This window comes from Streptomyces sp. NPDC001744 (genome assembly GCF_042892575.1).
GTDB lineage: Bacteria > Actinomycetota > Actinomycetes > Streptomycetales > Streptomycetaceae > Streptomyces.
Genome location: NZ_JBIAUG010000003.1, coordinates 120,877 through 134,432, shown reverse-complemented (window position 1 = coordinate 134,432; position 13,556 = coordinate 120,877). Strand labels below are relative to the sequence as shown.

16 protein-coding genes are annotated in these 13,556 nt (G+C 74.4%); 7 read left to right on the top strand and 9 right to left on the bottom strand.

Annotated elements, in window-relative coordinates; all coding sequences use genetic code 11:
* The first annotated feature begins 34 nt into the window (after positions 1-34).
* Positions 35-1,378 (top strand): MFS transporter, encoded by a 1,344-nt coding sequence (locus ACFYZY_RS05040; protein WP_388689598.1) that lies wholly within the window; start codon positions 35-37, stop codon positions 1,376-1,378.
* Between the two features lie 125 nt (positions 1,379-1,503).
* The gene (locus ACFYZY_RS05035; protein WP_388689597.1) at positions 1,504-2,205 is read left to right on the top strand and encodes an RraA family protein; all 702 of its coding nucleotides are present in this window, start codon (positions 1,504-1,506) and stop codon (positions 2,203-2,205) included.
* A gap of 25 nt (positions 2,206-2,230) precedes the next feature.
* Here the strand turns inward: ACFYZY_RS05035 and ACFYZY_RS05030 are convergent, their stop codons facing one another.
* Positions 2,231-2,671: an OsmC family protein gene (locus ACFYZY_RS05030; RefSeq protein WP_388689595.1), complete on the bottom strand. Its 441-nt coding sequence runs from the start codon at positions 2,669-2,671 to the stop codon at positions 2,231-2,233.
* Between the two features lie 238 nt (positions 2,672-2,909).
* Between ACFYZY_RS05030 and ACFYZY_RS05025 the strand changes: the two genes are divergently transcribed.
* Positions 2,910-3,227, top strand: a complete 318-nt coding sequence (locus ACFYZY_RS05025) for a hypothetical protein (RefSeq protein ID WP_388689593.1) — start codon at positions 2,910-2,912, stop codon at positions 3,225-3,227.
* Positions 3,228-3,415: 188 nt separating this feature from the next.
* On the opposite strand, the gene ACFYZY_RS05020 is transcribed toward ACFYZY_RS05025, so the two are convergent.
* The 4 genes from ACFYZY_RS05020 to ACFYZY_RS05005 form a co-directional block, all read right to left on the bottom strand.
* Entirely contained in the window at positions 3,416-4,297 is an 882-nt protein-coding gene (locus ACFYZY_RS05020; RefSeq protein WP_388689591.1) for a DUF2382 domain-containing protein, read from the bottom strand.
* A gap of 189 nt (positions 4,298-4,486) precedes the next feature.
* Positions 4,487-5,314 (bottom strand): hypothetical protein, encoded by an 828-nt coding sequence (locus ACFYZY_RS05015; RefSeq protein ID WP_388689589.1) that lies wholly within the window; start codon positions 5,312-5,314, stop codon positions 4,487-4,489.
* Complete coding sequence (locus ACFYZY_RS05010; RefSeq protein WP_388689587.1) at positions 5,314-6,588, bottom strand: VWA domain-containing protein; 1,275 nt, start codon at positions 6,586-6,588, stop codon at positions 5,314-5,316. The genes ACFYZY_RS05015 and ACFYZY_RS05010 overlap by 1 nt, the downstream gene beginning before the upstream one ends.
* A gap of 78 nt (positions 6,589-6,666) precedes the next feature.
* Positions 6,667-6,930, bottom strand: coding sequence for a DUF6296 family protein (locus ACFYZY_RS05005; RefSeq protein ID WP_388689585.1), 264 nt, complete (start codon positions 6,928-6,930; stop codon positions 6,667-6,669).
* A gap of 274 nt (positions 6,931-7,204) precedes the next feature.
* Here ACFYZY_RS05005 and ACFYZY_RS05000 point away from each other — a divergent pair, with 274 nt between their 5' ends.
* The gene (locus tag ACFYZY_RS05000; RefSeq protein ID WP_388689583.1) at positions 7,205-7,429 is read left to right on the top strand and encodes a DUF6458 family protein; all 225 of its coding nucleotides are present in this window, start codon (positions 7,205-7,207) and stop codon (positions 7,427-7,429) included.
* A 132-nt stretch (positions 7,430-7,561) separates the two neighbouring features.
* Here ACFYZY_RS05000 and ACFYZY_RS04995 read toward each other — a convergent pair whose 3' ends face one another.
* Positions 7,562-7,993 carry an ATP-binding protein gene (locus tag ACFYZY_RS04995; RefSeq protein ID WP_388689582.1) on the bottom strand — a complete coding sequence of 144 codons (432 nt, stop codon included), beginning with the start codon at positions 7,991-7,993 and terminating at the stop codon, positions 7,562-7,564.
* A 191-nt stretch (positions 7,994-8,184) separates the two neighbouring features.
* Here ACFYZY_RS04995 and ACFYZY_RS04990 point away from each other — a divergent pair, with 191 nt between their 5' ends.
* A complete protein-coding gene (locus ACFYZY_RS04990) occupies positions 8,185-9,042 on the top strand; it encodes an RNA polymerase sigma factor SigF (RefSeq protein WP_388689991.1) in 858 nt (285 codons plus the stop codon).
* A 174-nt stretch (positions 9,043-9,216) separates the two neighbouring features.
* On the opposite strand, the gene ACFYZY_RS04985 is transcribed toward ACFYZY_RS04990, so the two are convergent.
* On the bottom strand, positions 9,217-10,020 hold the full coding sequence (locus tag ACFYZY_RS04985) for an endonuclease I family protein (RefSeq protein ID WP_388689580.1): 804 nt from the start codon (positions 10,018-10,020) through the stop codon (positions 9,217-9,219).
* A 198-nt stretch (positions 10,021-10,218) separates the two neighbouring features.
* Positions 10,219-10,683: an Lrp/AsnC family transcriptional regulator gene (locus ACFYZY_RS04980; protein ID WP_388689578.1), complete on the bottom strand. Its 465-nt coding sequence runs from the start codon at positions 10,681-10,683 to the stop codon at positions 10,219-10,221.
* Positions 10,684-10,866: 183 nt separating this feature from the next.
* Here ACFYZY_RS04980 and ACFYZY_RS04975 point away from each other — a divergent pair, with 183 nt between their 5' ends.
* Positions 10,867-11,985 (top strand): asparaginase, encoded by a 1,119-nt coding sequence (locus tag ACFYZY_RS04975; RefSeq protein WP_388689577.1) that lies wholly within the window; start codon positions 10,867-10,869, stop codon positions 11,983-11,985.
* A 96-nt stretch (positions 11,986-12,081) separates the two neighbouring features.
* Here ACFYZY_RS04975 and ACFYZY_RS04970 read toward each other — a convergent pair whose 3' ends face one another.
* Complete coding sequence (locus tag ACFYZY_RS04970; protein ID WP_388689576.1) at positions 12,082-12,522, bottom strand: GNAT family N-acetyltransferase; 441 nt, start codon at positions 12,520-12,522, stop codon at positions 12,082-12,084.
* A 165-nt stretch (positions 12,523-12,687) separates the two neighbouring features.
* Between ACFYZY_RS04970 and ACFYZY_RS04965 the strand changes: the two genes are divergently transcribed.
* Positions 12,688-13,461 (top strand): hypothetical protein, encoded by a 774-nt coding sequence (locus ACFYZY_RS04965; RefSeq protein ID WP_388689574.1) that lies wholly within the window; start codon positions 12,688-12,690, stop codon positions 13,459-13,461.
* The last annotated feature ends 95 nt before the right edge of the window (positions 13,462-13,556 follow it).

Below are 13,556 nucleotides of genomic sequence, written 5' to 3'. Positions count from 1 at the left end.
GTCCGCACGACGGACCGCGGAGAGGGGCACGGGCATGGCGAGGGCGTCCCTCGGGCGGGACTTCGGGTGGCTGTGGACGGCGTACACGGCCAGCGCCCTGGGCACCCGGCTCGCGTTCGACGCCTTCCCGCTGATCGCGATCACGGTGCTGCACCGGAGCGCCGCCGAGGTGGCGGCACTGGCGGCGCTGGGGGCCGCCGTGGGCGCGGCGGTCGCGCTGCCGCTCGGCCCGTGGGTGGAGTTCCACCGCAAACGGCCCGTGATGGTCGCGGCGGACCTCGTCCGGTGCGCGGCCCTCCTGAGCGTCGCCGCCGCGTACGGGCTCGGCCGGCTCGGCTTCCCCCACCTCCTGGTCGTCTCCGCCGTCGTCGCCGCGGCCGACATCACCTTCGGCGCGGCCTCCGGAGCCTTCCTGAAGCGGCTCGTACGGCGGGAGGACCTGATCGTCGCCCACGGACGCCTGGAGTCCACGAACTGGACCGCCACCGTCCTGGGCCCGCCCCTCGGCGGCGGCCTGATCGCCCTGCTCGGCCCGATGGCGACGGTGGTGGCCGACGCGGTGAGCTACGTCCTCTCGGTGCTGGGCATCCGCGCGATCCGGGCGAAGGAGCCGTGGCCGGAACGGAGCCGTACGGACGGACGGGGGCGGGCCGGCGGCGCGTCGCCCGGCATCGGACGGCAGCGGGCCGGACCGCCGTCCGGACCCGCGCGGCGGACCGGGCCGGAGCCCGGCGCCGGGCAGCCGCCCCGGCCGGGCATCGGCGACCTGCTCGAAGGATGGCGGTACATCCTCGCCGACCCCGTGCTGCGCCCTCTCTTCTTCCACACCGTCCTCGTCAGCGGCCTGATCATGGCCACCGCCCCGCCGCTCGCCGTCCTCATGCTGGGGCCGCTGGGGTTCCCGCCCTGGCAGTACGGCCTCGCCTTCGCCGTCCCCTGTCTCGGAGGTCTCCTCGGGTCCCGCCTGGCCGGGCGGCTCGTCGCGCGGTTCGGCCGCCACCGGGTCCTGCTCGCCGCCGGCACGCTGCGCGCGTTCTGGTCCGTCGGCCTCGCCTTCGTCCACCCCGGCGTCACGGGACTCCTGCTCGTCATGGGCGTCGAGTTCGCGCTGATCGCCTGCACCGGCGTGTTCACCCCGGTGTTCGCCGCCCACCGCCTCGACCTGACGGCGCCCGACCGGGTCGTCCGCACCCTGACCGCCTGGTCGGTCACGAGCAAGGCGAGCGTCGCGGCCCTGACCGCCCTGTGGGGGGTGCTCGCCGGGCTCGCCGGCCCCCGGACGGCCATCGCCCTGGCGGGGGTCCTGCTGCTCGCGACCCCGCTGCTGCTTCCGCGCCGGGCCGCACGCGAGGAACCGGCGCCCGCGAACACCCCCTGACGGGCCTTCCGCTCCCCGGCCGCGCCCCCGTCCTCCCCGGGCCGCCCGCGACACCGCCCGGACCGGGGCGCCGGCCGCTAGCATCGCGGACGGCCCGTCGTACCCGTCACGGAACGGAACGCCCGATGCTGAAGGACCTCGCCGGCTTCGCCGAACTCTCCACGCCCCTGGTCGCCGACGCCTGCGTACGGCTCGGCGAACCGCTGCGCGCCGCCCCCGCCGGGATGCTGCCGGTCGTCGACGGACAGCGGATCGCCGGACGGGCGCTGCCCGCCCGGCACCACGGAAGCGTGGACGTGTTCCTGGAGGCGTTCGCGCGCGCGGAGCCGGGGGACGTCCTCGTCGTCGACAACGCCGGCCGCCGCGACGAGGCGTGCGTCGGGGACCTCGTCGTCCTGGAGGCCGCGGCGGCGGGCGTCGCCGGGATCGTCGTCTGGGGACTGCACCGCGACACCCCGGACCTGGTGGAGATCGGACTGCCCGTCTTCTCGTACGGGCGCCACGCCCCCGGCCCCGTACGCCTCGACCCCCGGGAGCCGGACGCGCTGCGCTCCGCGCGGTTCGGGCAGCACGAGGTGACCCCGGAGGACGTGGTCTTCGGCGACGACGACGGGGTGCTGTTCGTGGCCGCCGACCGGGCCGGAGCGGTCCTGGAGGCCGCGCGGTCCCTCTTCCGCACCGAACGGGAACAGGCCCGGCGCGTCAGGGCGGGGGAGACCCTGCGCGACCAGACCCGCTTCGACGCCTACCTGGCGGGCCGGGCCGAGGACCCCTCGTACACCTTCCGGCGGCACCTGCGCCGGATCGGCGGCGCGATCGAGGAGTGACCGCCCGGCCCGACGGGTCCGGGCGTCAGCCCTCGAAACCGACCGTGCCGTCCGGCAGGACCGCCTCGACCCGGGCGCCGTGCTCCACGGTCCGGCTCACCGTGCAGAACTTCTCGTGCGTCAGGCGCACCCCGCGCGCGAACACCTCCGCCGCCTTCGGGCCGGCGTCGTCCGGCAGGTCGAACTCGTAGCTGACCCTGATCCGGCCCACCCGGCCGTCGTCCTCGGGACCGGAGACCGACTCCACCACGATCCGCAGGTCGTCGTGGTCCACCGCCCGCGCGGTCCGGTCGATCACCAGGCCCCCGCACCCGCCCATCGCCGCGAGCAGCAGTTCGACGGGGGTGAAGGAGGGCTGTGCGCCGGCGTCGTCCGCGGCGGCCATCCGCACCTCCGCTCCCCGCTCGTTGCGCGCGGTCCAGTTCCGGTATCCCGTGCGGACGGTCTCGATCCGGTAGTCGGCCATGGCGGCGGGGCTCCTTCGTGCTCGTACGGTCGCCCGCCCACGGTACGCCGGGAGGGACCGCCGGGCCCGCCGCCCGCGCCCGTCCCGGGGCCGGGCGCGGGCTCCCCGCCCCGGGACGTGCGGCGGGGAGTCCGCGCGGGACCCCGGGATTCCGCGCGGACCCGTCTGAGTAGTGCGGCACGGGCGGCTGAGTACGCCGGCCGATACGCCGCCGTCCGCGCGCTGCTGGACTGTCACCATGACCTCCGAAGCCCGGCGCGCCCGCCCCCTCCAGCACGTCACCGCCACCGGCGCGGCCCTCGCGGTGGCCCTCGGCCCGGTGGTGGTCGGTGCCCTGCTCGCCCGCTCGGTCGGCGCGGACCCGATGGCCTCCGTCAACGCCCTGATCGCGGGCGGCGGCCAGCGCGCCCGGATCTCCCGCGCCCAGCTCAGGACCGGGGCGGGACTCCGCGGGGGCGTCGCCTTCGGCAGGGACGCGGGGCTCCGGAGGCGGGCCGGCCGCCTCCGGAAGAACGCCGTCCTCCGGGCCCGGCCGGGGGCCCGGCGGACCGGCTGACCACGGCCTTCCGGGAGACGCCGGCAGCGGCCTGCCCGGAGACGGCGCGCGGAAACGGCGGCCCGCCCCCGAAGGGGCGGGCCGCCGTCGGCGTGGCACGGTGCCGCCGTCACGCCGGGGAGCGCGGGCTCCCGTGCCGACGGGCGCCGCCCCGGCGGGCGGGGAGGCGCCCGGACGTCACCGCGCGGTCAGTGCTTCCGCCCGCGGGTTCCCGGGTCGTCGGGGTCGTCGACGCCCTCGACGCCCTCGACCTCGATCTCCTCCTTGCGGACCTCGCCCGACACGGTCTGCTCCTCCGTGACCTCGTCCGCCTTCAGGCTCACCCGCTCCACCGGAACGGTCCGGGTCTCCACGACGGGACGCTCCTCGTGGAGGACGACCTCGTGCTCGTCCTCGGTGAGCTCCGGACCGGACAGGGCCTCGTCGCGGTTGGCGTCCGTGATCGGCTCGCGCTCGATCCGCACCTCCTCGTGGCGCACGGGCACGGTCTGCTGGACCTCTTCCGTCACCACGTACTTGCGGAGCCTGACCCGGCCGGCCTCGGTGCGCTCGACGCCGACGTGCATCCGCTCCTCGGAACGGGTCATCGCGTCGTCGTCGTCGCGCCTGCCCGCGGCGCGTCCGGCGGTGCCGCCCTCGACGTATCCCTCGGCATTGCCCGTGGTCCCGGTCCCCGCCGCGGTCCCGGTACCGGTGCCGGAGTGCGCCCATCCGCCCTCGCCGGGCCGGTTGGCCTGCTGCCAGGCGTCGTCCCAGGCGATGCCGTAGTGCTCGAAGAGACGGTGCTCCTCGTTCTCGGAGAGGTGGCCACCCGCGTCCACGTCCACGTTGGGCGCGTCCTTGATGGTGGACTTGGGGTACGGGACCTCCAGGTGGTCGTCGACCAGGGAAGCGTCCTTGATCGGGACGAAGGATTCGCTGGTGCCGAACATGCCGGTCTTCACCGTGACCCATTCCGGCAGGCCGGTCGCGTCGTCGACGAAGATGTGCTTCGCCTCGCCGACCTTCTTGCCCTCGGCGTCGTAGACGGGGTGGTCCAGCACGGCGTGGATCTGCTCTCGGGCGATCATGTCGACCCTCCTGCTCTCTCTCGTCTCGGTCACCCGGCCTCTTACCACTGGAACCCGTTGGAAACGGAATAAATCAATCTAATTGCATGGAAAGGTCGGCCCTCCGGGTGTGCGGCGCACGTGCGAAGGCCCCCACCGCGCGGCGGTGGGGGCCTTCGGGGTCCCGTCGGGGACCGTGAAGAGAGCAGGTCAGGCGGTGGGCGGGACCCGGGAGGGGCGGCCCGAGCCGCGCGTCAGGACGTAGCCGCCGATGCCCGCCAGCGCGGCGAGGACACCGCCCGCCAGGGTCCACAGCCAGCGGTCGGACCACCATCCGGAGGCCCAGCCGCCCTCCGGGGCCGCCGCCTCGACGGCGGAGGGCCGGTCCGCGTCGGCGTCGGCCTCCGCCCGGTCGGCGGTCGTGGCCCCCGGCACGAGCGGCGCGGCGAGCGCCCCGTCGGTGGCGTAGGCGCCGCCCTTGTCCCGGATCTCCACGCCGACCCGGGCGCCGAACGGCTGTCCCAGGTCCTCGTCCGGCAGGTTCACGACGGTCAGGCGCACGAAGTAGCTGCCGGGCAGCGGGTCGTTCGACCAGGTGTCGGCCGAGGCGCGGACCGGGCGCAGCACGCAGGCGAGTTCCACCGCCGCGGCCCCCTTCGCCGCCGTACGGGACTGCGTGCCGTACATGCACGGCTGACGGCGCCGCAGCCCGTCGTACACGTCGATCCGCCAGGTGGAGGGCCCGTGCCGCAGGGCGGCGTCGGGCAGGGTGACCGTGGCGTTCACCGTCGGCCGCTGTCCGGTGTCCGCCGGGAACACCCAGTACAGGTAGTCACCCGTGGCGGCCGACGCGGTCGCCCGCTGCCCCGGGAGGAACTTCGCGGCGGTGCGGAAGGTGGTGCCCGCCTCCGTGGGGCCGTCGGCGGACCGGGCGTCCGCCGTGGCCGAGGGGGAGTCGGCGAGAACGGCCGGAGCCGCGGGTCCGAGCAGTGCCGCGGCCGCGAGCGCGGCCGTGACGAGCGTGCGTGCGGTGCGCATCAGTGGGTCCTCCAGACGGCGAAGCGCCAGCGGGAAAGCCAGCCCCAGAGCAGACCGGCCAGGAAGCCGGCGAGGACCAGCGCGCCGAGCAGCCACCAGCCCCGGCCGAGCCCGAACGAGGCCGCGTCCGAGGCCGGGGAAGGACCGTCGACGACGTCCACGGCCAGCTCGATCGGCATGCCGGGCGTCGTCCTGACCGACGGGGGAGCGGAGAAGGAGTTGCTGACCTGGAGGCAGACCGTCTCCGCGACCGGCTTGCCGTCGGCCCCGGTGTCGTCCGTCTCCGGCTTCGGGTAGCGCAGTCCGGTCGACAGCACGTCCGTACGGCCGTCGCCCGCCTCGGAACCGCGGGTGATCTCCCGGCCGTGGCGGGTGACGGCGCGCAGCAGCACTCCGTAGTCGTCGTTGACGGCGCGGTCGGCCGACACGCTGACGGAGGCGCGCAGTTCCTGGCCGGGCAGCAGGTCCACCCGGTACCAGCGGTGCTCGCCGAACGCCTCGCGGTCCGTGTACAGGCCGGGCTTCAGCTCCGGTGCGTCGGCGCACCGCGCGGCGCCCCGGGCGGCGACGGGCGTGACGACCGGGTCGGCCGCGCGGTCGACCAGCTGGCGGACCCGGCGGGAGAGCTCCTCGGTGCGGTGGACCGAGGTGTAGGTGCCACCGGTCGCCTCCGCGATGCAGGTGAGCTGCTGCCGGGTCCTGGCGTCCGGCACCAGGCCCAGGGTGTCGATGACGAGGTGGATGCCCTTCGCCGCGATCTCCCGGGCCACCTGGCAGGGATCGAGCGGGGCGCAGGTGTCCTCGCCGTCCGTGATGAGCACGATCCGGCGGGTGGCGTCCCCGCCCTTCAGGTCCTCGGCCGCGCCGAGCAGTGCCGGACCGATGGGAGTCCAGCCGGTGGGGGCCAGGGTGGCCACCGCCGCCTTGGCCTCGGTCCGGTCGAGCGGTCCGACCGGATAGAGCTGACGGGTGTCCTTGCACCCCTGTTTGCGGTCCTGCCCCGGGTAGTCGGCCCCGAGGGTGCGGATGCCGAGCCGCACCTCCTGGGGCACCGCGTCCAGCACCTCGTTGAAAGCCTGTTTGGCGGCGGCCATGCGGGACTTGCCGTCGATGTCCTGGGCCCGCATGGAGCCGCTGACGTCGAGCACCAGCTCGACCTTGGGGGATTCCTTCGCCGTGGGCGTGTCCGCGACCGCGCCCGTCGGCAGGAGCGCGGCGCCCAGGGCCGCGAGCAGCGCGCAGGCCCCGGTCGCCAGCCGTTTTCTCGTGATCATCGCCGGATCGTATTGATGATCGTCCGACAAACCAAAACCGGAGGGGCGGCGGAGGTCCGGGCGGTCCGGGGCCCGGCGTCAGGAGGGGGCGCCGGAGCCCTCGGCGTCCTCGGCTTCGGGGAGCGGGCGGACCCGCACGGCGTGGGCGGGATCCTGGTGTCCTCCCGAAGGCATGACCCGTATCTCGCCCCGGTCGCTGATCTCCGCGCGGATGATGCCGGTCGCGTCGGTGTAGATGGGGTGGCCTCCGGAGCCCTTGTACATCGTGCGCTCCACGACCACGACGTCCCGGGTGGCCCCCGTGGCGTCCGTGAACACCAGCTCGTATCTGGATATGCTCATTTGCCCTATTTTACGCCGTTCTGGGGATGTCGTTGTCCGCCGTACGCCCGGGGTCACCGTACGGAAGGGGCGCGCGGTACGCGGAAGGAGGCGGGCGGCGGCCGCCGGGACCGGGCCCCGGCCGTACGCCCTCCGGTGGCGCGGGTGCGGACGCCTCCCGGCCGCCGGAGGAACCCCTGACCTCCCGTCACCGGGCGCAAGCGCGGGGGGACATCGGGGATGAGGACGCGGGTCCGGGGTAGCCGATGCCCATCACACCCACTAGGGAGGAACCATGGGTCTCGGAGCTTTCATCATTCTGATCGCGGTGGGGGCCATTCTCACGTTCGCGTCGGACTGGCAGATGGACGGGGTCAACCTCGACCTGGTCGGTCTGATCCTCATGGCCGTCGGCATCATCGGCACGGCGGCCTACGTCAGCGTGCTGCGCCGCCGCCGGATGGTCGTTCCCCCGGTCGCCCCCACGGTGGCCGAGGACGACCGACGGGACCTGCTCTGAGTGGACGGGCCCGCCCTCACCCCCGGGAAGCGCGACGCGAGAGGGGCGACCACGTACAGAACGTGGTCGCCCCTCTCGGTCTTCCCGGTCTTCCCGGTTTTTCGCCGCCCCGGCCCGTCCTTCCGCCGCCGCTCACCGGTCCACCGTCACCGCCGCGTGGATGACCTTGCCGTCCGGCCGGGGGTCCACCGTGACCTCGCGGCACAGGCGCAGCACGATCGGCCATCCGAAGCCCCCGGTGCGCAGCTCCTCGTGGAGTTCGTACCGGGGGGCCCGCCTGCTGGAGTCGGCCACGGAGACGGTGACGCGGTCGTCCCCGACGGCGATCCCGAAGCCGGTGATCCCGCCGCCGTGCCGGTGCGCGTTCGTGACCAGTTCCGAGGTGACGAGGAGCAGGTCCTCGACCTGGTCCGGCGGCAGCGGCCCGAGGGCCGCGAGCGTGTGGCAGACCAGCTCCCGCGCCTGGGCGGGCGTCCTGACCGGTGACGGGTCGTGGGTTCCGGTGCCGGGGCGGGGCACCGCGGCCGCCGGCTCCGGGTGCCGGGCGTCGCTCCGGGTGTTCATCACGGGCCCCTTTCTTCCTGATTCATCAACAGGTGATGTGATTCGCCTGCCCGATCGCACAGAAGTGATGCGCGCCACTCCCGGGGGTGAAGTCGCCGGACTCACGGGAATGGAACGGGGAAGCGGGGGTACGCGGGCCGGGACCGCTCAACGGACACGGTGAAAAAGGAGGTTGTCCCGTGCGGACCGAGATGGCCGAGGCGAAGACGACGCGCGTGACGAACGATGCGCATGAGGACCTGCCCGTTGTCGAGGCCCCCCACGAGGTCGCCCCGCAGGACGCGCGCGCTCTGACGAAGGTGTTCCTCCGCGAACTGGCGGAGCGGGAGGAGGGCACCGAGGAGTACCAGTACGTCCGGAACACCCTCATCGAGATGAACATGTCGCTCGTGCGGTACGCGGCGGGCCGTTTCCGCGCGCGTGCCGACGAGATGGAGGACATCGTCCAGGTCGGCATGATCGGCCTCATCAAGGCGATCGACCGCTTCGACCTCTCGCGCGAGGTGGAGTTCCCCACCTTCGCGGTGCCGTACATCGTGGGGGAGATCAAGCGGTTCTTCCGTGACACCACCTGGGCGGTGCACGTCCCCCGCCGGCTGCAGGAGGCGCGGGTGGAGCTGGCGAAGGCGACCGACGAGCTGAGTTCGCGGCTCGGCCGGGCGCCCCGGGTCGCGGAGCTGGCGGTGCTGATGGGGCTCTCCGAGGAGGAGGTGATCGAGGCCCAGCTCGCCTCCAACGGGTACAACTCCACCTCGCTGGACGCCGCGATCGGCGGCGACGAGGAGGACGAGACGGCCCTGGCCGACTTCATCGGCGAGGAGGACCCGGCCCTCGCGCTGTTCGAGGACTTCCACACCCTCGCTCCGCTCGTGGTGGCCCTCGGCGAGCGCGACCGGCTGCTGCTCCACCTGCGCTTCGTCGAGGAGCTGACGCAGGCGCAGATCGGCGAGCGGCTCGGCGTCTCCCAGATGCACGTCTCGCGTCTCCTGGCCCGCAGCCTGAACCGGCTGCGCGAGGGGATGCTCGCGGAGTCCGGCACCGGGAAGTGAAGGACGGCCGCACGCGCGGCGGACAGGGCTCGCGCCCCCGGGAAACCGGGGGCGCGAGCCCTGTCCGCCGACGCGGGTCCCCTCCCCGGGCGGGAACGGGGCCCGGAACCCCTCCGGAGGCCGACGGGACGGACCGGGAGGCTCCCCGGCCGGTCCCTCCGCCCCCGGGCCGGACTACCAGATCGCCTCGACCCACTCCGGGTGGTCGATGAAGGGGTTCCGGTTGCCCTGGTAGGTGGTGAAGACGATGTCGTTGCGGCGCTCCTCGAAGGCGCTCGGCGGGTCCTGCTCGTTCCACCGCTTCAGGACGGAGAGGCGGCCGTGGAAGGGGACGCTGCCGTTGGAGGTCGACTCGTTGGGCTCCAGGTCCGGCCGGCCGTCGTCGCCCTCGTAGCGGACCGCCATGTAGAGGATCATGCGGGCCACGTCGCCCTTGTCGGCGTCGCGCGGCTCGAAGGAGTCGCTGTCCGTGTAGCTGCCGGGCGCGCCGCCGACGGGGCTGCCGCCCGTGTCGAAGTCCTTGTTGCCGCGCGCGCTGTTGACCTGGACGTCCGCCGCGCGCAGATGGTGCAGATCGGTGCCGGGGCCGGCCGTGGTGCCGAAGTTCCCGTGGGACTGGGCCCAGGTGTGCTCGCGGTTCCAGTTGCCCACGGAACCGCCGCTGAGGGACTTGGCGCGCGAGACCCCGCTGTAGAGCAGGAGCACGTTGGCGGAGTTGTTCGGGTCCTGGTCGAGGGTCTTCAGCGCGTTCCAGACCGCGTCGTACGAGATCTTGGTCTGGCTGCTGATGATCGTGTGCAGCGAGGACTTGAGGGCCGGACCGGTCTTGCCGATCGCGTTCTTGTAGTACGTGCTGTCGTAGGCGGTGGTCGTGGCGCTCGCGGGGGTCGCGGTGACGGCGGGGAGGGTGAGGGTGACGAGGGCGGCGGCTATGGATGCCGCCCATGCCTTCCGACGACGGGGCTGTGCAGCGGACATGGGGGTGCCCTTTCCCGGGGACGTCACGCGGTGGAACACGGGCCGGACGCGAGTGCGCCGTGTTCTACGCGTGTTGACTTCTTGTCAGCCGGGAGCGTGGCACGGAGGAGGGGCTCTTCGTGTAACCGGGAGGAGGCGTTTCCGTGACGTTCTCGCATACGGGGGCACCGGACGCCCGCCGCGGCCGTCCGGGGCGCGTCATCCGCCCCGGACGTCCACCGGCATCCCCTTCGGCTCCTTGATCCGCTTCATGATGATCTGCGAGTTGACCTCGGTGACCCCGGCCAGCGTCGTCAGCCGCTCGATCCACAGCCGCTCGTACGCCGCGAGGTCCGCCACCGCGATCCGCAGCAGGCAGCCCGGACTGCCGAACAGCCGGTACGCCTCGATCACGTCCGGCACGTCCTGGAGCGCCTCCTCGAACGCCTCCACCGTCTCCCGGTCCCGCCGCACCTCCACCGAGACGAGCACCTCGAACCCCCGCCCGACCGCCTCCGGGTCGATGACCGCCCGGTAGCCCCGGATCACCCCGTCCCGCTCCAGCTGGCGCACCCGCCGCAGGCAGGGGGAGGGGCTGAGCCCGACCCGCTGGGCCAGCTCCTGGTTGCTCAGGCGGCCGTCGTCCTGGAGCTCGCGCAAGATGTGGAGGTCAATTCGGTCCATGGCGCAATCTTCTACCACGACGAAACATTTCAGCGGCTTTCTTCGCAATCGTCTTGCGCACCTTTTGTCCTATCCTTGCGTCCTCACAGGGGCCTCCCCGGCCGGACGGAGAACCGCCGGCGCCGGAAGGGGTCCTCCAGCACGGGTCGGAGACCCTCGGACACGGAGTCGGGGACGGCACTCATGAAGCGGACGCACGACGGGGACGCGCGCAGGATCGTCGTCATCAGCACCGGCGGCACGATCGCCAGCCGCTGGCAGGGCACCGGCTACGCGGCCGACGCCTCGGGCGACGACGTCCTGGCCACCGCCCCCCTCCCCGAGGGCATCGCCGTCGAGGTCGTCGACCTCTTCAACGTCAACAGCTCGCGCATGACGACCGCGCACCAGCTCGCCCTCCTGCGCACCGTCCACGAGACGTTCGCCGACCCCGGCGTCGACGGCATCGTGGTCACCCACGGCACCGACACCCTGGAGGAGACGGCCTTCCTCCTGGACCTGCACCACACCGACGCCCGCCCGGTCGTCCTCACCGGGGCCCAGCGCCCCTTCGGCACCGGCGACGGCGACGGTCCCGGCAACCTGTACGACGCGCTCCAGGTCGCCTCCACCGTCCGCGGCCTCGGCGTCCTCGTCGTCTTCGACGGACGCGTCCACGCGGCGCGCGGCACCGTGAAGTACCGCACCCTCGCCGCCGACGCCTTCTCCGACCCGTCCGCCGAGCGCCTGGGCCGCGTCGGGTTCTCCCGCGTCGACATCGAGCGGCGGCCCGAGCGCTCCGCCCCGCTGCCCCTGCCCGCCGCCGCGCGCACGGCGTCGCCCGGCGCCCCCGGAGCCGTCCCGCTGCCCCGCGTCGACATCGTGACGCACCACTCCGACGGCGACCCGCTCCTCCTCGAAGCGGCCGTCGCCGCAGGCGCCCGGGGCGTCGTCCTCGTCGCCACCGGCGCGGGCAACGCCACCCCCGAGATCGCCGCCGCCGTCGCGGACGCGGTCGCCGGGGGCGTCCTCGTGGCCGTGACCACCCGCGTCCCCGCCGGACCGCTCGCCGAGATCTACACCGGCGGCGGCGCGGTCGACCTGGTTGCCGCCGGGGCGCTCCTCACCGGCACCCTCCGGGCCGGCCAGGCCCGGATCGCGGTCCTCGCCGCCCTGCTCGCGGACGAGGGCGGCGAGGACCGCGAGGGCGGTCCGGCCCGCGCCACCGTCCTGCTGCGCCGTCTCCTCGACGACCCGGGTCACGCGGAACCGGACCCCGCCGCCGACGGCTCCCGCCCGGCCCCGGCCGTCGCCCGCGCCTGACCGGCGCCCCGGAAGACCCCGGCTCGCGGGCGGCGCCCCCCCCCCGGCCCGCCCGCGAGCCGGAACCACCCCCCCTCGGGGCGGCCGGAAAGCCCGTCAGGCCCGTCGCAGGGTCACGAACGGGACCGTGTCGCCCGGCAGGACGTAGCGCTCGACCTCCACGAAGCCCCGCGCCAGGGCGAACCGCAGCCCCTCCTCGTTGGAGGCCAGGACCACCGTCTCCACTCCCTCGCCGCCCAGCGTCCGCGCGTGCGCGAGCCCCCGCTCGTACAGCGCGGTCCCGACGCCCCGGCCGCGGAACCCGGGCAGCGTCCTGGCGATGACGGTCGCCGCCGGGGTCTCCCCGTCCGGCGGACGCACCGTCGAACAGCCCACCGCCGCCTCCCCGAGGTACGCGACGTCCAGCCGGTTCCGGCCCGCGCGCTCCCGCACCTCGTCGTGGGAGAGGAGCGCCGTGGGGACGACCGTGTTGTGGACGGCGCGCCAGTCCGCGAGGCCCGCCCCGCTCCGCGCCCGTTCGATACGAAGATCGTTCATCCCGGCAGACAACCGTGAAGGGGCCCGCCGGTCAACCGCTTTCGCGGCCCGCGCGGTACCCGGGAGGGCGCGTCCGTACGGGTGGGGGCGGGGCCCCGGCGGCGGCCCCGGCCTCCGAACGGGTACGGATCACCGCACTGTTCCCGGCCAGGAGGAAGCCGTCCCATGTCCGTCCGCAAGGGCGCCCCCGCGCTGCTGAGCGCCGGCACGCTGTGCGCGGCCCTGTTGCTCACCGGCTGCGCGGGTCCCGCCGTCCCGTCCGCGCCCGCCCCGACCACCGCGACCGCCGACGGCGCCCGCCCCCGCCCGGGACCGCCGGGCGGGGGCGGCTCCGTCCCGGCTCCCGAATCCCGGCTCCCGGGGGTCGGACCCGTCACCCGCGCCTCCGTCCCCGCCGGTACCTCCCAGGTCCTCCTGGTCACTGGCGCCACCCCCGACTCCAACACCTCCACCGCGACGCTCCACGTACGGGACCGGACCGGCCGGTGGAAGGCGCAGGCCGGACCCTGGCCCGCCCACAACGCGCTCCGGGGCTGGACCGCCGACCACGACGCGGGCGACCTGCGCACCCCGATCGGGGTCTTCCGGCTCGGCGACGCGGGCGGCCGGCTGCCCGACCCCGGCACCCGCCTCCCGTACGACCAGGACGAGCAGTTCGCGGTCAGCGGCACCGGATTCGCGGGCGAGCCCCTCGAAGGCTCCTTCGACCACGTGATCGCCATCGACTACAACCGGGTGCCCGGCCGCACCCCGCTCGACAAGGAACGCCCCCTCGGCGCCGAGAAGGGCGGCGGCATCTGGGTCCACGTCGACCACGGAGGCCCCACCCAGGCGTGCGTGTCCCTGGACCGCGCGGCCATGCGCGAACTGCTCCGCGCCCTCGACCCGGCCCGGCAGCCCGTCGTCGTCATGGGCCCGGCCACCGAACTGGCCCGCTGACGGGGCTTCCACGCCCACGGGGGGCTCCCACGGGGCCCGGCCGCGAAGGCGCCGGATCCCGCACGCCGCCGGTCCCGCCGCGAGGCGCCCGCCCG